General features: G+C 68.8%; 18 protein-coding genes. 5 read left to right on the top strand and 13 right to left on the bottom strand.

What is annotated here, in order from left to right:
- Positions 1 to 15: 15 nt before the first annotated feature.
- Positions 16 to 1293: an efflux RND transporter periplasmic adaptor subunit gene (locus tag WS66_RS15980; RefSeq protein WP_059607946.1), complete on the bottom strand. Its 1278-nt coding sequence runs from the start codon at positions 1291 to 1293 to the stop codon at positions 16 to 18.
- 398 nt (positions 1294 to 1691) lie between these two features.
- Between WS66_RS15980 and WS66_RS15975 the strand changes: the two genes are divergently transcribed.
- A complete protein-coding gene (locus tag WS66_RS15975; RefSeq protein WP_059607945.1) occupies positions 1692 to 2333 on the top strand; it encodes a TetR family transcriptional regulator in 642 nt (213 codons plus the stop codon).
- 118 nt (positions 2334 to 2451) lie between these two features.
- Here WS66_RS15975 and WS66_RS15970 read toward each other — a convergent pair whose 3' ends face one another.
- Entirely contained in the window at positions 2452 to 3105 is a 654-nt protein-coding gene (locus WS66_RS15970; protein WP_059608013.1) for a cysteine hydrolase family protein, read from the bottom strand.
- 152 nt (positions 3106 to 3257) lie between these two features.
- Here WS66_RS15970 and WS66_RS15965 point away from each other — a divergent pair, with 152 nt between their 5' ends.
- Positions 3258 to 4259, top strand: a complete 1002-nt coding sequence (locus tag WS66_RS15965; RefSeq protein ID WP_059607944.1) for a helix-turn-helix domain-containing protein — start codon at positions 3258 to 3260, stop codon at positions 4257 to 4259.
- A gap of 53 nt (positions 4260 to 4312) precedes the next feature.
- On the opposite strand, the gene WS66_RS15960 is transcribed toward WS66_RS15965, so the two are convergent.
- The 6 genes from WS66_RS15960 to WS66_RS15935 form a co-directional block, all read right to left on the bottom strand.
- Entirely contained in the window at positions 4313 to 5023 is a 711-nt protein-coding gene (locus tag WS66_RS15960) for a CoxG family protein (protein ID WP_059607943.1), read from the bottom strand.
- Positions 5024 to 5051: 28 nt separating this feature from the next.
- Positions 5052 to 5411: a DUF427 domain-containing protein gene (locus tag WS66_RS15955; RefSeq protein ID WP_059607942.1), complete on the bottom strand. Its 360-nt coding sequence runs from the start codon at positions 5409 to 5411 to the stop codon at positions 5052 to 5054.
- Positions 5412 to 5548: 137 nt separating this feature from the next.
- Entirely contained in the window at positions 5549 to 5986 is a 438-nt protein-coding gene (locus WS66_RS15950; protein ID WP_059607941.1) for a carboxypeptidase-like regulatory domain-containing protein, read from the bottom strand.
- 93 nt (positions 5987 to 6079) lie between these two features.
- Complete coding sequence (locus WS66_RS15945; RefSeq protein ID WP_059607940.1) at positions 6080 to 7564, bottom strand: DegQ family serine endoprotease; 1485 nt, start codon at positions 7562 to 7564, stop codon at positions 6080 to 6082.
- 100 nt (positions 7565 to 7664) lie between these two features.
- Positions 7665 to 9011 carry an ATP-binding protein gene (locus WS66_RS15940; RefSeq protein WP_059607939.1) on the bottom strand — a complete coding sequence of 449 codons (1347 nt, stop codon included), beginning with the start codon at positions 9009 to 9011 and terminating at the stop codon, positions 7665 to 7667.
- Between the two features lie 3 nt (positions 9012 to 9014).
- Positions 9015 to 9677 carry a response regulator gene (locus tag WS66_RS15935; protein ID WP_059506787.1) on the bottom strand — a complete coding sequence of 221 codons (663 nt, stop codon included), beginning with the start codon at positions 9675 to 9677 and terminating at the stop codon, positions 9015 to 9017.
- Between the two features lie 183 nt (positions 9678 to 9860).
- On the opposite strand from WS66_RS15935, the gene dacB reads away from it, so the two are divergent.
- From dacB to WS66_RS15920, 3 genes are all read left to right on the top strand, one after another.
- Positions 9861 to 11393, top strand: a complete 1533-nt coding sequence (dacB, locus tag WS66_RS15930; RefSeq protein WP_059607938.1) for a D-alanyl-D-alanine carboxypeptidase/D-alanyl-D-alanine endopeptidase — start codon at positions 9861 to 9863, stop codon at positions 11391 to 11393.
- A gap of 354 nt (positions 11394 to 11747) precedes the next feature.
- Positions 11748 to 12662 carry a sterol desaturase family protein gene (locus WS66_RS15925; RefSeq protein ID WP_059607937.1) on the top strand — a complete coding sequence of 305 codons (915 nt, stop codon included), beginning with the start codon at positions 11748 to 11750 and terminating at the stop codon, positions 12660 to 12662.
- Between the two features lie 94 nt (positions 12663 to 12756).
- Positions 12757 to 13899, top strand: a complete 1143-nt coding sequence (locus tag WS66_RS15920; RefSeq protein WP_059607936.1) for an SGNH/GDSL hydrolase family protein — start codon at positions 12757 to 12759, stop codon at positions 13897 to 13899.
- 87 nt (positions 13900 to 13986) lie between these two features.
- Here the strand turns inward: WS66_RS15920 and WS66_RS15915 are convergent, their stop codons facing one another.
- The 5 genes from WS66_RS15915 to fba all read right to left on the bottom strand — a co-directional run bounded on the left by WS66_RS15915 (position 13987) and on the right by fba (position 19025).
- On the bottom strand, positions 13987 to 15015 hold the full coding sequence (locus WS66_RS15915; RefSeq protein ID WP_059607935.1) for an L-threonylcarbamoyladenylate synthase: 1029 nt from the start codon (positions 15013 to 15015) through the stop codon (positions 13987 to 13989).
- Between the two features lie 11 nt (positions 15016 to 15026).
- Positions 15027 to 16223, bottom strand: coding sequence for a 5-(carboxyamino)imidazole ribonucleotide synthase (locus WS66_RS15910; RefSeq protein WP_059607934.1), 1197 nt, complete (start codon positions 16221 to 16223; stop codon positions 15027 to 15029).
- Between the two features lie 88 nt (positions 16224 to 16311).
- The gene (gene purE, locus WS66_RS15905; RefSeq protein ID WP_012364611.1) at positions 16312 to 16833 is read right to left on the bottom strand and encodes a 5-(carboxyamino)imidazole ribonucleotide mutase; all 522 of its coding nucleotides are present in this window, start codon (positions 16831 to 16833) and stop codon (positions 16312 to 16314) included.
- A 17-nt stretch (positions 16834 to 16850) separates the two neighbouring features.
- Positions 16851 to 17741 (bottom strand): phosphoribosylaminoimidazolesuccinocarboxamide synthase, encoded by an 891-nt coding sequence (locus tag WS66_RS15900; protein WP_059607933.1) that lies wholly within the window; start codon positions 17739 to 17741, stop codon positions 16851 to 16853.
- Positions 17742 to 17960: 219 nt separating this feature from the next.
- The gene (gene fba, locus WS66_RS15895) at positions 17961 to 19025 is read right to left on the bottom strand and encodes a class II fructose-bisphosphate aldolase (protein ID WP_014896168.1); all 1065 of its coding nucleotides are present in this window, start codon (positions 19023 to 19025) and stop codon (positions 17961 to 17963) included.
- Between the last annotated feature and the right edge of the window lie 281 nt (positions 19026 to 19306).

Raw genomic sequence — 19306 nt, 5'->3', positions numbered from 1 at the left:
GAAACAGGCTCCCTGTTATTGCGCGCTCGAAGCAGCGGCGGCACTCGCCGGCGCGGCGCCCGATGCGGCGGCACCGGACGCGGCGGCGGCGCCGGAACCGGCGGCAGCCGGCGCGGCGGTGGCAGCGGCGACACCCGATGCGGCACCGGCCGCCGGGGCGAGTTGTGCCGCCACCGACTTCACGGTCGCGCCCGGACGCACCTTCTCGCCGCCCTGCACGATCACGTGGTCGCCCGCCTGCAGACCGCCTTCGACGATCCAGTCCTGGCCGCGCATGCCCGACGTCTTCAGCGTACGCGGCTCGACCTTGTTGCTCGCGTTCACCACCATCGCGATCGCCTGGCCCTTCTGGTCATGCGTGACGCCGATCTGCGGCACCAGGAACGCGTTCTCGTTCACGCCTTCCTCGATACGCGCACGCACGAACATCCCCGGCAGCAGCACGCGGCCCGGGTTCGGGAAGACCGCGCGGATCGTCACCGAGCCGGTTGCCTGGTCGACCGTCACGTCGGAAAACTGCAGCTTGCCGACTTCCGAATACGTCTTGCCGTCCTCGAGGATCAGCGACACCTTCGCCGCGCCCGGGCCACTCGTCTTCAGGCGGCCGCTCTGCACGTCCTGGCGCAGCTTCAGGCCCTCGAGGCTCGATTGCGTGAGGTCCACGTACACGGGGTCGAGTTGCTGCACCGTCGACATCAGCGTCGCCTGGCTCGCCTGCACGTAGGCGCCCGGCGTCACTTGCGAAATGCCGACGCGGCCCGTGATCGGCGAGACCACGTCCGTGTAGCCGAGGTTGATCTGTGCGGTATCGACCGCCGCCTTGCCGGCCGCGACGTCCGCCGCGGCCTGCCCCTGGGTGGCCACCGCGTTGTCGTAGTCCTGCTTGCTGACCGCGTTCGCGGCCACGAGCACCTTGTAGCGCGCAACCAGCGCGTTCTGCGTGACGAGGTTCGCCTGCGCCTTCGCGAGCGTCGCCTTCGCGCTGTTCAATGCCGCGATGTACGGCGCCGGATCGATCTTGTACAGACGCTGGCCAGCCTTGACGTCGGTGCCTTCGGTGAACTCACGACGCAGCACGATGCCGTCGACCCGCGCGCGGACCTGCGCGACGAGGAATGCGCTGGTACGGCCCGGCAGTTCGCTGAAGACCGGCACGGCTTGCGGCTGGACGGTGACGACGCCGACTTCCGGCGTTTGCTGCGGCGGTGCCGATTCTTTTTTTCCGCATGCAGCCAGAAAAACCGCGGCTGCCGCGACAGTGATCAAGCGGTATGGAACCCGTTCGACGCGCATGGAGCGACCTCTGTGTATAACCAATGGAATAAGTGCAGCACCCGACGGGAGCGCAACACGGATGCGCCTCGCGGCGCAGATCGAACACCTGAATTACTGGACTACTGGATACAGCAAGTCGGCACGAGACCTCCATGCCGACGAGATGCCGCGAACTGCGGACTGGTACTTTGGCGGGAATCAGCAGAGTGGGATATTAACTGATTGCCACTTTGGTCATTCGATCGTAGGGTGGTATTGTATATACATTCACGAATGTATGTAAAAAGCCCGCTCGCCCGTCGCCAACCGCTAGGTCTTACGAATTATTACCAGTCGCAAGCATAGCCCGTCCGCACAGCGACGACGAGGGTTGCCGACCCTATATTCACCTACGATCGATCCATTCAGGCCTGCACATGGTCAGACGCACCAAGGAGGAGGCGCTCGAGACGCGCAACCGCATTCTCGACGCCGCCGAACACGTGTTCTTCGAGAAGGGCGTGTCGCACACGTCGCTCGCCGACATCGCCCAGCACGCCGGCGTGACGCGCGGCGCGATCTACTGGCATTTCGCGAACAAGAGTGAGCTGTTCGACGCGATGTTCGACCGCGTGTTCCTGCCGATCGACGAGCTCAAGCGGATGCCGCTCGACGCGCCCGGCGGCAATCCGCTGGAGAAAATCCGCAAGATCCTGATCTGGTGCCTGCTCGGTGTACAGCGCGACTCGCAGTTGCGGCGCGTGTTCAGCATCCTGTTCATGAAGTGCGAGTACGTCGCGGACATGGAGCCGCTGCTGCAGCGCAACCGTGCGGGGATGAGCGAGGCGCTGCACGCGATCGATGCCGATCTCGCGGGCGCCGTGCGGCTCAAGCTGCTGCCCGAGCGGCTCGACACATGGCGCGCGACGCTGATGCTGCACACGCTCGTCAGCGGTTTCGTGCGTGACATGCTGATGCTGCCCGACGAGATCGATGCCGAGCAGCATGCGGAACAGCTCGTCGACGGCTGCTTCGACATGATGCGTTACAGCCCGGCGATGCTGAAGACGAGCGACTGACCGACGGCCCCTCCGCCGGCGCGCCGCAGGCCGTGTCATCGCGACCGGCCGGTCGATCCGGCCACGCGCAGACGGCGGCGCCGCTCCGCCCGGTCGCCCCCTGCCCTCCCCGATTCGCTCAGGCGGCCTTCGCGCGTTGCGCGCGGGCCCGCCGGTTCGACGCGGCCACCGAATCGCGCGCCGGCATCGCCGCGCCGCCGAGCCCCGCGATCCACTCATCGGTCGACATCACGGCCGCGAAATTCGACTGAAACACCACCGTGTACGCGCGGTGAATCTCTTCGGCACTCGCCGCACCCGCGCCATTCACGTACGGCAACGCGCCGGTCGCGTCCGCCAGATACTCGACGACGAGCCCCGCGTGCGCCGCGTGATAGACGGTCGACGCATTGCAGTTGTGCGTCATGTAGCCGGCGACCGCGAGCGTGTCGATGCCGTGCGTGTCGAGCCATGCGGCGAGATCGGTGCCGGCGAACGAACTGGCCCGCGCCTTCACGATCAGGTGCGCATACGGCCGGTCGGCGACGACCGGATGCAGCGCGACGCCGTCCGTGCCCGGCGCGAAGATCGGCGCACCCGCCGGCGCGACGTGCTGGACGACGATCACGGGCACCCCGGCCGCGTGCGCGGCGTCGATCGCACGGCCGATGTTCGCCAGCGATGCGTCGACGGGCGGATATTCGATCGGCAGGTTGCCCGTTACGTATTCGTTCTGGACATCGATCACGATCAGCGCGCGGCGGGAAGCGGAAGGCAATATGGCATTCGACATGGCAGGCTCCGGTTTCGGCAGCGCCGCCCCGCTCCGGAACGGGGCGGCCAGCAGCGCGATGCGATGCATTGTCGGATCGCATCGCGCAGACGGACAGTGGCCCGATAGCCATTCTTCGATAGAATCGGGCCATCGCCATTCCGGAGCCCGTCATGCGCGCCGCCGCGTCGTCCGTTGCCCCTGCCCCGACCGTCGTCGCCGTGATCGCGTACGACGGCATCAGCCCGTTCCACCTGTCGGTGCCGTCCGTCGTGTTCGGCAAGGAACGCGATGCGGCCGCGATGCCCGCGTTCGAGTTTCGCGTGTGCTCGGCCGAGCGCGGCCCGCTGTCGACGACGGGCGGCTTCACGATCACCGCACCGTACGGGCTCGATGCGCTCGACGACGCGGACATCGTCATCGTGCCGGCATGGCGCGATCCCGACGAAGCACCGCCTGACGTGCTGGTCGATGCAGTGCGCGCGTCCGCCGCGCGCGGCGCGCAGGTCGTCGGCCTGTGCCTCGGCGCGTACGTGCTCGCCGCGGCCGGGCTGCTCGACGGACGCCCGGCCACGACGCACTGGGCGTGGGCCGACGACTTCGCGCAGCGCTTTCCGCGGGTGAAGCTCGACCCCGACGTGCTGTACGTCGACGACGGCAACCTGATGACGTCGGCCGGCACGGCCGCGGGGCTCGACTGCTGCCTGCACGTCGTGCGGCGGCGCTTCGGCTCGGACGCCGCGAACCGGATCGCGCGCCGCCTCGTGATCCCGCCGCACCGCCAGGGCGGGCAGGCGCAATACGTGCCGCAGCCGGTTGCCGCGCACCCGCGCGATGCGCGGCTCGCGGGCCTGCTCGACTGGGTGCGCGCGCATCTGGACATCGCGCACAGTGTGGATTCGCTCGCCGAACGCGTGCTGATGAGCCGGCGCACGTTCACGCGCCACTTCCGCCAGGCGACGGGCACGACCGTCACCGCGTGGCTGCAGGCCGAGCGGCTCACGCGCGCGCAGCATCTGCTGGAAACCACGGGACAATCGATCGACGCGATCGCACAGGCGGCCGGCTACGGCTCGAGCGTATCGCTGCGCCAGCATTTCGCGGGCTCGCTCGGCACGTCGCCATCGGCCTATCGGAGGGAATTTCGCGGCGCCGGGCCCGATGCGCGGCGCTAATGGCCGCCGCGCCGCCGGCGTCCGGCCGGGTAACGCGGTGGCACGCCGGCCGCTCAGACGCCGTTGATCCAGCGCGCCGCATACAGCAGCAGCGCGACGAACACGACGATCGCCGCCCACGCCCAGACGGGCAGCGGGCCGGATTCGCGATGATGCACGGCGCTCGCGACGCGGCCGCTCAGCGCGCCGCCGAGATGAGGCGGCAGCGGACGCTTCGCCGCGGCCATCAGCGACGCGGGCCGCAGGAATACATGCTGGCGACGCTGCGGGCGCGAACGCGCGCGGTTCGGCACGAGACCGTGCTTCGCCTGCACGACCGCGCAGAATTCGCGGAAGAAATCGTCGGTCCACGCGAACAGCGCATTCTCGATCTGCCGCGCCGGCAGTTCGGCAAGCGGGCCGCTCGCCGTCGCCCACACCACGTATTCGATGCGTGTCGCGGCCGCGTCGTCATCGTCCGGCCGCAGCACCAGCTCGACCTGCCCGCGCACCGCGCCGAGGCCGTCGGCCCGCGCCTTGAAGTTGAGCACGCGGCGCGGCTGGCCTTCCGCGTCGCCCTGCTCGCTCGCCAGATGCGCACGCACGTCGTAGCGGGCACGCAGCGGGCCGAGCGGCACCGTGATGGTCAGCGCGAACTCGCCGTGCGCGTGCTTCACGAACGATTCGCAATAGTCGAAGCTCGCCCGCAGCAACGCGAGATCCTCGAGTGCCTCCCGCACGACGGTCGGCGCGAGCGGTACGCGCAACGTGTCGTTCAGTTCCATGATGCCTCCCCGATGAACACGCGCCGCATCAGGACGTCTCGATGAGACTGTCGACCCGAGCGACATCGAAGGCGACGTAGTGCGCAAGCGCGGACGCGGTCTCCCCCGGTTCCTCGTAACTCCATGCGGCGTTCTCGATCACGCCGTCTTCCGTCTGCAGGTTGAAATACACGGCACGGCCCCTCAGCGGACAATCCGTCGTGACGCTCGACATCACGAGCCTGTGCATGTTGACGTCGCCGCGCGGCAGGTAATGGATGTCCGGCAGGCCCGTTTCGCGCACGGTCAGCGCGCCGTGTGAATCGGCATACGTGATGCCGCGATGGATCACGCGCACGCGATGGCGGTTCGGTACGATTTCCAGGCGAGGGTCGGTAGCATCGGACATCGTTTCTCCTCCGGACGGCGGCCCCGGCGGGCAAGCCGGGCGCAGGAAACGAAAAGCCACGGCACAGGTGCCGTGGCTCTCATTATGGGCGAAACCGCCTCCGATTGCGCGGCCTGACCGCGCCCGCGCGCGATGCGCTACTGCGCACTCCACTGGAACGCGGCCTTCGCCCCGCCCTTCGCACCGACCGTGACCGCGCGCGATTCGTCGCTGCCCTGGTACGACGCATGCACGGTGTAGCGCCCAGGCGGCAGCTTGACGAGCATGTACGGCCCGCGCGCGTCCGTCGTCAGCAGCTCGGTGCCCTTGCTGTCGACGATCCGCACATGGACGTCGGCCAGGTATTCGCCGCCCTTGCCGGTGAAGCGCAGTGCGAGCGGCCACGCCGCCTCGTTCTGCTCGAATGCCGTCGATTGATCCTTGCCGATGCCGCCTGACACGTAGCTGACATCGCCCTGCTGGCTCGCCGCGGGCAAGCCGTCCGATTGTGCGTACGCGCCGGACGCGGCGACGGCGCAGCCGGCGGCCAGCGCCGCGGCGGCGGCAAATCGGGACACGTTGCGTAGATATTGCATGGCTCCCTCCTTTCGGGTCGGAACACAGCACCACGGGTCGAACGCCGGCGGCGCCCGCCAAGGCCGGCGCGGCCGGCCCGCAGCGGCCGCCGGTCAGCTCAGGTCGACCGGCACGAAGATCTGTGCATTATCGCGCTGGATCAGGAGAGCAAGACTGTTGCCCGCTCCCTTGACCGCGTCGCGCAACTGCTCGGGGCTCGTGACCGGGCGGCCGTTCACCGCGAGGATCACGTCGCCGGGCTGGATGCCCGCGCTGGCTGCCGGGCCGCCGGCCTGCTGCACGATCAGCCCGTGCGACAAGTTGGTTGCGCTGCGCTCCTGCGGCGTGAGCGGACGCACCGCGACGCCGAGGCGCCCCTGCTCGACGGGGCCGCCGTCGTTCGAGGCCAGCTTCGCGTCGGTCATCGCGCCGAGCGTCACGCTGATCGACTTCCTCGACTTGTCGCGCCACACCTGCAGATCGGCCTTCGAGCCCGGCTTCAGGTTCGCGATCTGCGCGGGCAGCGACGTGGAGTCGGCGACCGGCGAGCCGTTGACCGCGAGGATCACGTCGCCCGGCTGCAAGCCCGCCTTCGCGGCCGGGCCGTTCGGGTCGACCGAACTGACGAGCGCGCCGTCCGGCTTCTGCAATCCGAACGAGCTCGCGAGCGTCTGGTTCAGCCCCTGCACGGCGACCCCGAGGCGGCCGCGGCTCACGCGCCCCGTCTTCACGAGCTCGTCCTTGACCTTGATCGCCTCGTTGATCGGAATCGCGAACGACAGGCCCTGGAAGCCGCCCGTCTGCGAGTAGATCATCGAGTTGATGCCGATCACCTCGCCCTGCAGGTTGAACAGCGGGCCGCCCGAGTTGCCGGGGTTCACCGGCACGTCGGTCTGGATGAACGGCGTGTAGTTCTCGTCGGGCAGCGAGCGCGATTTCGCGCTGATGATGCCGGACGTGACCGTGTTGTCGAAGCCGTACGGCGAACCGATCGCGACGACCCACTGGCCGACCTTGCTCTGCGCCGGGTCGCCGATCTTCACGGTCGGCAGGCCGCTCGCGTCGATCTTCAGCACCGCGACGTCGGATTGCTTGTCGGCGCCGACGACCTTCGCCTTGTACTCGCGCTTGTCGGTCAGCTTGACCGTGACGACGTTCGCGCCGTCGATCACGTGCGCGTTGGTGAGGATGTATCCGTCCGCGCTGACGATGAATCCCGAACCGAGGCTCGCGCTCGGCTGGTCGTCCGGCTGCGTGTCGCCGCCCATGCCCGGCACCTGGCCGTAGAAGTGCTTGAAGAACTGGTAGAACGGATCGCTCGGATCGATCGGCAGCTGCGGCTGTGGCACACGCCGCGACACCTGCTTCACGACGTGCTTCGCGCTGATGTTCACGACGGCCGGGCCGTAAGTTTCGACCAGCCCGGAGAAATCGGGAATGCCGGTCTTCGCCGCGGCCTCGGCCGGCATGAGCGCGGCGGCCTGCGCGGGCGTGATGATCTGCGGATCGGCGCGGCGGGTGCCTGCGACATAGCCGGCAGATAGGGCAGTCGCCACGGCGACCGCGACGGCGCCGCGCGCAAGGAATCGGGTGTTCATCGTAGGACCTCCTCGTTGTTAGGACGCAGCGTAACGACCCTGACTTAAAGGAGGCTTAATCGACCTTAAACGGGGCTTAGGCCGCCACCCGCGCGGTTCGTCATACGGATTCGGACGCCTGCGGCGCCTGCGCCGGCATCTCGGCGTCTCGGAACACGACGCTCACGAGCAGGCCGCCCGCGGCCGCGTCGCCGAGCGTCACCGTCGCGCCCTGCTGCGCCGCGACGCGCTTGACGATCGCCAGCCCGAGCCCGCTGCCCGACACGTCGGCGCGCGCCCGCGCGGAGCTGTCCCGGTAGAAGCGGTCGAACACGCGCTCGCGCTCGTCCGCCGGGATGCCGGGGCCGCTGTCGCCGATCTGCACGCATACGCGGCCGGCCGCGTCGCGGGTCAGCGACACGTCGATGCGGCCGCCGTCCGGCGTGTACTTCACCGCGTTGTCGAGCAGGTTGCCGAACATCACGCGCAGCGCGCCGACATCCGCGACGACGGTCGCCGCGCAGCTCTCCTCGAAGCCGAGATCGATGCTGTGCCGTTGCGCGAGCGGTGCATGCGCGGCCACGCATTCGACGAGCAGCGCCTGCAGGTCGACCGGCTCGCGCATCGTGGCGCCGTCCGGTTCGGCACGTGCCAGCGCGAGCAACTGCTCGGCGAGGCGCGTCGCGCGCGTGACGCCATCCTGCAGATCGGCGACCGCCTCGCGGCGCGACGTATCGTCCTTCGCGCGCGCGACGAGCTGCGCCTGGATCTGCACGGCCGCGAGTGGCGTGCGCAGTTCGTGCGCGGCATCGGCGACGAAGGCCTTCTGCGTATCGAGCGCCGCCGACAGCCGCGCAAGCAGCCCGTTCAGCGCACGCACGAGCGGCTGCACCTCGAGCGGCAGGCGCGCATCGGGTAGCGGATCGAGCGCTTCGGGCCGGCGCGTCTCGACCGCGCGCGTCACGCGGCCGAGCGGCGCGAGCCCGCGCCCGACGATCACCCAGACCGCCGCGCCGAGGAACGGCAGCAGCACGATCAGCGGCCACAGCGTGCGCAGCGCCACGTTCGCCGCGAGCCGATTGCGCACCGACAGCGGCTGCGCGAGCTGCACGACGTTGTCGCCGACGATCGCGCCGTACACGCGCCATTCGCCGCGATCGGTGCGCTCGGTCGAGAAGCCGAGCTCCGCGCGCGGCGCGATCGGCGCACGTGGATGCGAGAAGTACATCAGCACGCCGTTGCGGTTCCAGATCTGGATCACGATGCCTTCGTCGCCGTTGGTGCGCGAACCGAACACCTGCGAGAACGGCTCGGACGGCAGCGCCGCGGCGATTTCCTGCAGCTGGTAGTCGAACAATTCGTTCGCCTCGGCGAGCGCCTGCCGGTAGATGAGCCAGCCCGCGGCGCCCACACCCGCGACGACGATCGCGAGCAGCCAGATCAGCAATTGATGACGAATCGACCTCACGCGTCAGCTTTCCTTGACGACCATGTAGCCGAGCCCGCGCACGTTGCGGATCAGGTCCGAGCCGAGCTTCTTGCGCAGCGCGTGGATGTAGACCTCGACCGTGTTGCTGCCGATCTCCTCGCCCCAGCCGTACATCTTTTCCTCGAGCTGACTCTTCGACAGCACCGCACCGGGCCGCGCGAGCAGCGCCTCGAGCAGCGCGAACTCGCGCGCGGACAGCGCGACGGGCGCGCCGTCGAGCGTCACCTGGTGCGCCGCGGGATCGAGCGTCAGCGCGCCGTGACGGATCAGCGACTCGCTGCGCCCTGCCTGGCGGCGGATCAGCGCGCGCATCCGCGCGCCCAGTTCGTCGAGGTCGAACGGCTTGACGAGGTAGTCGTCGGCGCCCGCGTCGAGCCCCTTCACGCGATCGGCCACCGCATCGCGCGCGGTGACGATCAGCACCGGCAGCGACAGCCCGCGCGCGCGCAGCGTGCGCAGCACGTCGATGCCGTCGCGCTTCGGCAGGCCGAGGTCGAGCAGCAGCAGGTCGTACGTCTCGCCGCCGAGCGCCGTGAGCGCGGCGTCGCCGTCCTGTACCCAGTCGACTGCGAAGCCGTCGGCGCGCAACGCCTTGCGTACGCCCTCGGCAATCATTCGATCGTCTTCAACAAGCAGAATCCGCATCGGAGCTTGAACCCATCGGGCGAGTGAAACATGGCGACCATTGTAGCGCCGCGAATCGCGTGCGCCCCGTGCAATGCAACAGAAAGGCGGATCGCCGGGAGCGTGTCCGCACTTGTCTCTACAATGTGCGCTCCAGCGCCGCGCGCGCTCTGCCCGAATCCCGTGCTTTTCCCGTATTCGCCCATGCCGATTTCCGATCTTTCCGCCCGGTTCGCCCCCCGCGCCCGCCCCTTCCTGCGCGCGGCCGCCGTCGTCGCCACCTGCACGGCCCTTGCGTTCGCACCGTCCGCGCAGGCCCGCAAGAAGTCCCACAAGGAGGCGCGCAAGACCACCGTCGTGTCGCCCGCCGCGCGGGCGGCCGGCCTGCCGGCGTCCGTGCTCGTCGCGCTGCAGCGCGCGAAGGTGCCGGCCTCGGCGATGAGCGTTGTGGTCGAGCGCGTCGGCGATCCCGAGCCGCTGATCGCATGGAATGCGAACCGGCCGATGATGCCGGCGTCGACGATGAAGCTCGTCACGACCTTCTCGGGCCTGTCGATCCTCGGCCCCGACTACCGCTGGCGCACCACCGCGTACGCGGACGGCCCGGTCGATCCGGACGGTACGCTGCAGGGCAACCTGTACATCAAGGGCACCGGCGATCCGAAGCTCGTACCGGAGGAACTGATCGACCTCGTCGACAAGATCCGCAAGGCCGGCATCAAGCGCGTGGCCGGCGGCCTCGTGCTCGACAAGAGCTATTTCGCCGCGTCGACGCGCGACCTGCCGTCGTTCGACGACGACGCCAGCGCACCGTACAACGTCGGCCCCGATCCGCTGCTGTACGCGTTCAAGGCCGTGTCGTTCACGGTCACGCCGGGCGACGACGGCAAGGTCGCCGTCGACGTGCTGCCACCGCTCGCGAACCTGTCGATCGACAACCAGCTGGTCGAAGGCAACGGGTCGTGCGGTGCGGCGGCGGCCGCCGCGCGTCCGACGCTGTCGGCAGGCGGCGGGATCATGACCGCGTCGTTCGCCGGCGACTATCCGCTGCGCTGCGGCGCGCACACGACCAACCTCGCGATCCTCGATCACACGACGTTCTTCGCGCGCGGCTTCCTCGCGCTGTGGCAGCAGGACGGCGGCACGATCGCGGGCCCCGTCAGCGAAGGCAAGGTGCCGACCACCGCGCGCCCGCTCGCCGTCCATCACAGCCCCGTGCTCGGCAGCATCGTCTACGACATCAACAAGTTCAGCAACAACGTGATGGCGCGCAACCTGTTCCTGACGATCGGCGCGGTCGCCGGCAAGCCGCCCGCGAGCCCCGAGCAGTCAAGCCGCGCGATTCACGCGTTCCTGCAGAAGAGCGGAATCGCGATGCCCGACCTCGAGCTCGAGAACGGCTCGGGCCTCTCGCGCGAGGAGCACGTCAGCGCGCAGTCGCTCGCTGCGCTGCTGCAGGCCGCGAACGCGAGCCCCGTCGCACAGGCGTTCATCGATTCGCTGCCGATCGCCGGCATCGACGGCACGATGAAGAACCGCCTGACCAACGCCGGCGTGCTCGGCAACGCGCACATCAAGACCGGCACGCTGCGCGACGTGCGCGCGATCGCGGGCTACGTCGCGGGCGCCGACGGCCAGAGCTACATCGTCGTCAGTTTCATCAACGACGATCACGCGGAAGCCGCGCGCGCCGCGCACGACACGCTGCTCGAATGGATCTACGCGGGCGCGCACTGACGACGCACTCGCCGCGGCGCGGCGCACGCATGCCCCGCTGTCGGCTTCCGTTGATCGCGGGGAGACACCGTGCATCGGGCCCCCGCCCTCGGGGGTTTCGCCCTTGTGCGGTTTGAAACGGCCTCGGCCGCCGGCGCGCTGCGCACGGCCCGCCGGATGTGCCCGCAAAACGGGGCCGCACCGCGAGGCCCCGTTCCGCATGACTTCCGTAGAAACCCTGTCCTCAGAGGGAACCCTCTACGCTGCCCCCTCGCCTAGCGCGTGGCGATTGCGTAGGCTGTTGGCCTGACCGATATCTACAACGGGCCGTACGCCCGGCCTCACGGCTTGCAGGGGAAAGGAGGAGACACGTCCATGCGATTCGACGTCGAATTGCTTCTGCTCGCGCTGGCGCCCGTCTTCCTGCTCTGCATCGCGTGGGAAGCCTGGCACCTCGCCCGCACGCGTGCGCAGGACCATGTCTATGCGTGGCGCGACACGCTGTGCAACGCGGCGCTCGCACTGATGCACCAGGGCGCCGACAAGCTCGCGTGGCTGTTCGTGATCCCCGTTTATGCGTACTGCTACGCACATTTCCGGCTGTTCACGTGGCACGACGGCTGGCTGTCGTTCGCGGTGCTGTTCGTCGGCCAGGACTTCCTCTACTACGTGTTCCATCGCGCGAGCCATCGCGTACGCTGGCTGTGGGCCGCGCACGTCGTGCATCACTCGTCCGAGCGGATGAATTTCTCGACCGCGTTCCGGCAGAGCCTGATGTATCCCGTCGCAGGCATGTGGGCGTTCTGGCTGCCGCTCGCGTTCGTCGGCTTTCCGCCGCAGCAGATCGTCGGCATCGTGCTGATCAACCTCGCGTTCCAGTTCTTCGTGCACACGCAGGCGATCGGCAAGCTCGGCTGGCTCGAATACGTGCTCAACACGCCGTCGATCCATCGCGCGCACCATGCACGCAACCCCCGCTACATCGACCGCAATTACGCAGGTGTGCTCGTGATCTGGGACCGCCTGTTCGGCAGCTACGTCGAGGAGTCGCCCGACGATCCGCCGCAATACGGGATCGTCGAGCCGCTCGGCTCGAACAACCCGCTCGTCGCGACGTTTCACGAGTGGGTGTCGATGGCGGCCGACGCGTTGCGCGTCCACGGATGGCGCAACAAGCTGCGCGCGATTTTCGGCCCGCCCGAATGGGCGAGCGCTTATCATGCGCAGATTGCCGAGGCCGCAAACCACGATCCGCGCACAGTGCCGCTTGCGGCCGTGCGCGACCAATAACCGTTTCAGCCAACGGCCGCCGCGCAGCCCGGATCCGAGCAGGCGCGCGGCAGATGAGAAACACATCGGGCCATATCTACGAGGAGATCGAACGATGCAGTCACAACAACAATTCCCGTCGCGCAACCGTCAACGCCTGCTGCGCACCGTGCAGGTCGCGATCGCGGGCGCCGCGCTCGCCCTGCTCGCCGCGTGCGGCGGCGGTGACGACAACAACAGCAGCGCGTCGAACACGCCGCCGTCCGGCGTGAAGATGCAGGTCGTGTCGTTCGGCGACAGCCTGTCGGACGCCGGCACCTACTCGCAGATCAAGCTCGGCTTCGGCGGCGGCCGCTTCACGACCAACCCCGGCCAGGTGTGGACGCAGGACGTCGCGCAGTATTACGGCGACACGCTGCAGCCCGCGAACCAGGGCGGCTTCGGCATTCCGCTGCAGGCCACGGGCGGCCTCGGCTACGCGCAGGGCGGCTCGCGCGTGACGCTGCAACCGGGTCTCGGCCACGCGGACTCGAGCGTGCCGAACGCCGACTACGCACAGGCCACGACGACGCCGATCGCCGACCAGGTCAAGCAATACCTGACGCAGCACGGCAGCTTCAACGCGGGCCAGATCGTGCTGGTCAACGGCGGCGCCAACGACATCTTCTATCAGGCACAGGTCGCGCAGGCGCAAGGCAACACGCCGGCCGCGCAGCTCGCGGCCGCGCAGGCGATCGGCCTCGCCGCGCAGCAGCTCGGCGGCATCGTCCAGCAGATCGTCGCGGCGGGCGCGTCGCACGTGTTCGTCGCGACGGTGCCGGACATCGGCGGCACGCCGCTCGCGCTGCAGGGCGGCGCGCAGACGCAGGCCGCATTCACGCAACTGTCGGGGCTGTTCAACCAGACGCTGGTCGGCACGCTCGCCGCGCTGAAGGTCGACACGACGAAGTACGCCGTGGTCGACGCGTTCAAGTGGCAGGACGGCATCGCGGCCAACTACCAGGCGAACGGCTTCAGCGTGTCGAACACCGACACCGCATGCAACCTGAAGGCGATGGTCGCGGCGGCGACCCAGTACGGCGTCGCGGACGCAACCGCCTTCGGCTCGTCGCTGTTCTGCTCGCCGCAGACCTACACGACCGCCAACGCGGACCAGACTTACATGTTCGCCGACTTGGTCCACCCGACGACGCGCTTGCACGCGCTGTTCGCGCAGTACGTCGAGCAGCAGATCGCGGCCTCGGGCGTCGGCAAGTAAGCCGAGCGCCACGCGCACAAACGAAAACGCCCGACCGGTTCGCCGGTCGGGCGTTTTTCATTTCACGAGCGGATGCGAACGGCTGCGTCAGTCGCGCGCTTCGAACGCGGCGGCCGCACGACCGAGGCGATCGTTGACCGCGATCCATTCGACGGTCTCGGGCAGTTTCTCGACGAGGATACGTGCGACCTGCGCGCGGTCGAGCGCGCGCAGCATGCCGTACAGGTCGCGCGCATACGCCTGCGGATCTTCCGGCGCCGCGACGAAATGCACGCCGTCGGCGTGCGCCCAGCGTCCCGCGCGCGACGCGCGCGCGACGAGCGCGACACGTTCGCCGTCGGTCTGCGCGGCCGCGAGCAGCAGCTCGAGTGCATCGAACGGCAGCAGCGCGAGCGGCGTGCGCGGCGCGTAATGCGCCTTCAGCGTGCCCGACGCGCGCGGCGCGGTCGCGTCGCTGCCGTCGGGCAGGCGCGGCGCGCGGCCGAGCACGTCGGCAATCTGCTGCGGCGTCACGTGGCCCGGGCGCAGCAGCGCCGGGAAGCCGCGCGACAGGTCGAGGATCGTCGATTCGATGCCGACTTCCGACGGGCCGCCATCGAGTACGTGCACGGTGTCGCCGAATTCGTCGCGCACGTGTTGAGCGGTGGTCGGGCTCACGTGGCCGAAGCGGTTCGCGGACGGTGCGGCGACGCCGCCGTGGCCGCCGCGCCGCGCGCTGAACGCGGCCAGCAGCGCCTGCGCGACCGGATGCGACGGACAGCGCAGGCCGACCGAATCCTGGCCGCCGCTCACGGCGTCCGGAATGCGCGCATGGCGCTTCAGGATCAGCGTCAGCGGGCCCGGCCAGAATGCATCGATCAGCGCCTGCGCATCGGCCGGCAGGTTTTCGGCCCAGTAACCGGGATCGCCGCCGGGCGGCAGGTGCACGATCACCGGATGGTTCGCCGGGCGCCCCTTCGCCGCGTAGATGCGCGCGACGGCCTCGGGATTCGCCGCGTCGCCGCCGAGCCCGTACACGGTTTCGGTCGGGAATGCGACGAGTTGCCCCGCGTCGAGCAGCGCGGCAGCCGCGTCGATCTGCGCGGGCGTCACGGAGGTCGGGAGATCGATGGACATCGGCTGGCGCCTCAGTCGAGCGGCACGCGCAGCAGCTGCGCGCACGCGGTGGCGGCAGCGACGGCTTCGTCGCGCGTCTCGGCCGTGAAGTTCACGTGGCCCATCTTGCGCCCGACGCGCGCTTCTTCCTTGCCGTACAGGTGCAGGTGCGCGGCCGGCATGGCGGCGACCGTGTCCCACGGCGGCGTGACGGCGTCGGCTGCGGCACCGTTCGGGAACCACACGTCGCCGAGGATGTTCAGCATCGCGGCCGGCGAATGCTGGCGCGGGTTGCCGAGCGGCATGCGCGTCATCGCGCGCACCTGCTGCTCGAACTGGCTCGTTGCGCACGCATCGACCGTGTAGTGGCCGGAGTTGTGCGGGCGTGGCGCCATTTCGTTCGCGACGAACGAGCCGTCTTCCAGCACGAAGAATTCGACGCAGAGCACGCCGACGTAGCCGAGCGTATCGGCGATCCGGACGGCTGCCTGCTGCGCCTCCTCGACGCGTGCGGCATCGGCGGCCGGGGCCGGCACGACGGTCAGCGCGAGGATGCCGTTGTGATGCACGTTCTGCGCGAGCGGGAATGCGGCCGAGCGGCCGTCCGCGCCGCGCGCGATCAGCGCGGACACTTCGTATTTCAGCGGCAGGCGCTTTTCGAGCACGCACGGCACGCCGCCGAGCGACGCATGCGCGTCGCGCGCTTCCCGCGCGGTGCTCACGCGCACCTGGCCCTTGCCGTCGTAACCGAGACGCGCCGTCTTCAGGATGCCCGGCAGCACCGCGTCGAGCGCGGCATCGTCGAGTGCGGCGAGCGCCGCCGCCGATTCGATCACGACGTGCGGTGCGACCGGCACGCCCGACGCCTCGATGAAACGCTTCTCCGCGATCCGGTCCTGCGCGACCGCGACGCAGCGGCCGGCCGGCGCAACGAACGTCGTGCGCGCGAGGAAATCGAGGCTCGCGGCCGGCACGTTCTCGAATTCCGTCGACACGGCCGCGCACAGCGCGGCCAGTTCGGCGAGCGCCGCTTCGTCGTCGTAGGCCGCGCGCAGGTGACGGTCGGCGACCGCGCCGGCGGGGCTCGTCGGATCGGGATCGAGCACGGCGACGCGATAGCCCATCGACTGGGCGGCAAAGCAGAACATGCGGCCGAGCTGGCCACCGCCGACCATGCCCAGCCACGCGCCGGGCAGGATCGGGGAAACGGAATCAGGAGTTGCGGTCATGTCAGTGTTCGGTCGCGGCGGGCGCCGCCCGCCGCAGTGATGAGGATCAGGCGGCCGCGGGAACGGCAGTGCGGCCGCCGGTGCGCCGTCATGCGAGCGGCGGCAGCACCATCGCGTGCGCGGCTTCGTTCTGTCGCACGCGGAACGCGGCGAGCCGGTTCGCGTAGTCGACCGACGTGCCGGACAGGATCGACACCGCGAACAGAGCGGCATTCGCAGCGCCGGCCTCGCCGATCGCGAACGTCGCGACCGGCACGCCCTTCGGCATCTGCACGATCGAGTGCAGCGAATCGACGCCCTTCAGGTACTTGCTCGCGACCGGTACGCCGAGCACCGGCACCGTGGTTTTCGCGGCCAGCATGCCGGGCAGGTGCGCGGCACCGCCGGCGCCCGCGATGATCGCGCGCAGTCCGCGCTCGCGCGCCTTCTCCGCATAGTCGAACATCTCGTCGGGCATCCGGTGCGCGGACACGACCTTCGCTTCGTACGGCACGCCGAATTCCTGCAGGATCGCGACCGCATTCTTCATCACGTCCCAGTCGGAACTCGAACCCATCAGCACGCCGACGAGCGGCGCGCTGTGCGTGTGGGCAGTCTGGACTTCACTCATTTCGTGCGTTCCTTCCTTCAGGCGAGCGGCTGGCCCGTGATGCGCTCGAGCGCTTCCTGGTACTTCGCGGCCGTCTTCTCGACGACGTCGGCCGGCAGTGCCGGTGCCGGCGCGGTCTTGCCCCACGGCTGCGCCTCGAGCCAGTCGCGCACGAACTGCTTGTCGAACGACGGCGGGTTGGTGCCGACCTGGTACTGGTCGGCCGGCCAGAAGCGCGACGAATCGGCCGTCAGCACCTCGTCCATCAGGTACAGCTTGCCGTGATTGTCGAGGCCGAATTCGAACTTCGTGTCGGCGATGATGATGCCGCGCGTCGCCGCGTAATCGGCCGCTTCCTTGTACAGGCGGATCGAGATGTCGCGGATCGTCGCGGCCAGCTCGGTGCCGATGCGGCGCTCGGTTTCCTCGAACGTGATGTTCTCGTCGTGCTCGCCCATCTCGGCCTTCGCGGCCGGCGTGAAGATCGGCTCGGGCAGCTTCTGCGCGTTCTGCAGGCCTTCCGGCAGCTTCACGCCGCACACGGCGCCCGACGCCTGGTATTCCTTCCAGCCGCTGCCCGCCAGGTAGCCGCGCACGACCGCTTCGATCATGATCGGCTCGAGGCGCTTGACGACCACGCCGCGCCCCTTGACCTGCTCGACCTCGTCCGCCGAGACGACCGCTTCCGGCGCGTCGCCCGTCAGGTGGTTCGGCACGATGTGCGCGAGCTTGTCGAACCAGAAGTTCGCCATCTGGTTCAACACGCGACCCTTGTTCGGAATCGGCTCCCCCATGATCACGTCGAATGCCGACAGGCGATCCGTCGTGACGATCAGGAGCTTGTCGTTGCCGACCGCGTAGTTATCGCGGACCTTGCCGCGACCGAGGAGCGGCAGCGAGCGGAGCGTGGATTCGTAAAGGGTAGACATCGTCTTTTCGCAGATAAGGAGCCAAACAAAAAGGGAAACGCCGTTCCCCGCGGCAGGCGGGAACGGCGGTCTTGCAATGCGTCGGCGAACCGGCGGGCGACAGCGCCCGGGCGGTTGCCGGCCGGCCCTCGTTCGGCCGGACGGAGCGGCTGCGGGGCCGGATCAAATCCGGCCGGACAGCCTTGCCTCAGCCTTTCGGCGCGGCAATCGTACTACATCTCAGCGCACGACCTGCGCGAGCGCGCCGGACTTGTACTGCTCGGCGATCTTGTCGAGCGACACCGGCTTGATCTTCGCGGCCTGGCCTTCGCAGCCGAACGCGAGGTAGCGGTCGACACACACCTGCTTCGCCGCTTCACGCGCGGGCTTCAGGTAGTCGCGCGGATCGAACTTGCCCGGGTTCTCGAACAGGTAGCGGCGGATCGCGCCGGTGATCGCGAGACGCAGGTCGGTGTCGATGTTGATCTTGCGCACGCCGTGCTTGATGCCTTCCTGGATTTCCTCGACCGGCACGCCGTAGGTTTCCTTCATGTCGCCGCCGAATTCGCGGATCTCGGCCAGCAGTTCCTGCGGCACCGACGACGAACCGTGCATCACCAGATGCGTGTTCGGGATGCGTGCGTGAATTTCCTTGATGCGCTGGATCGACAGGATGTCGCCCGTCGGCTTCTTCGAGAACTTGTACGCGCCGTGCGACGTGCCGATCGCGATCGCGAGCGCGTCGCACTGCGTGAGCTTCACGAAGTCGGCGGCCTGCTCCGGATCGGTCAGCAGTTGCTCGCGGGTCATCGTGCCTTCCGCGCCATGGCCGTCTTCCTTGTCGCCCTTCATCGTCTCGAGCGAGCCGAGCACGCCGAGTTCGGCTTCGACCGTCACGCCGATCGAGTGCGCCATCTCGACGACCTTGCGCGACACGTCGACGTTGTATTCGTACGAGGCGACCGTCTTGCCGTCGGCTTCGAGCGAACCGTCCATCATCACGCTGGTGAAGCCGCTGCGGATCGCGCCCATGCACACGGCCGGCGACTGGCCGTGGTCCTGGTGCATCACGACCGGGATGTGCGGGTACGACTCGACCGCTGCTTCGATCAGGTGGCGCAGGAACGGCTCGCCCGCGTACTTACGCGCGCCGGCCGATGCCTGCATGATCACGGGCGCGCCGACCTGATCCGCCGCCGCCATGATCGCCTGGACCTGCTCCAGGTTGTTCACGTTGAAGGCCGGCAGGCCGTAACCGTGCTCTGCCGCGTGGTCCAGCAATTGACGCATTGATACGAGAGGCATTGTGGAACTCCTTGGAATGAAAACCGGTGCGCCCTGACGCCGGCGCGGCGCTCGCCCCCGTCGAAACCAGGGCGGCACGGCGCGGCTGAGCGTCGAATAGCCGCATTTTATCGCGAAGCGCCTCCGATTCCGACCGGCCGGTGGCGCGTACTCGCAATTTGTTACCTTCGCACGGCACAATCCGGGCAAAAAACAGAAAAAAAGCCGCGCGGGGCATCGGACCCCGCGCGGCTTTCGTCAAAAAATGGTGCCCGATCGGCTCGGGCGGGAGGTGGACCGGC

The sequence above is a fragment of the Burkholderia sp. LA-2-3-30-S1-D2 genome (genome assembly GCF_001523915.2).
GTDB lineage: Bacteria > Pseudomonadota > Gammaproteobacteria > Burkholderiales > Burkholderiaceae > Burkholderia > Burkholderia diffusa.
This window is presented reverse-complemented; position numbering and strand designations above follow the sequence as displayed.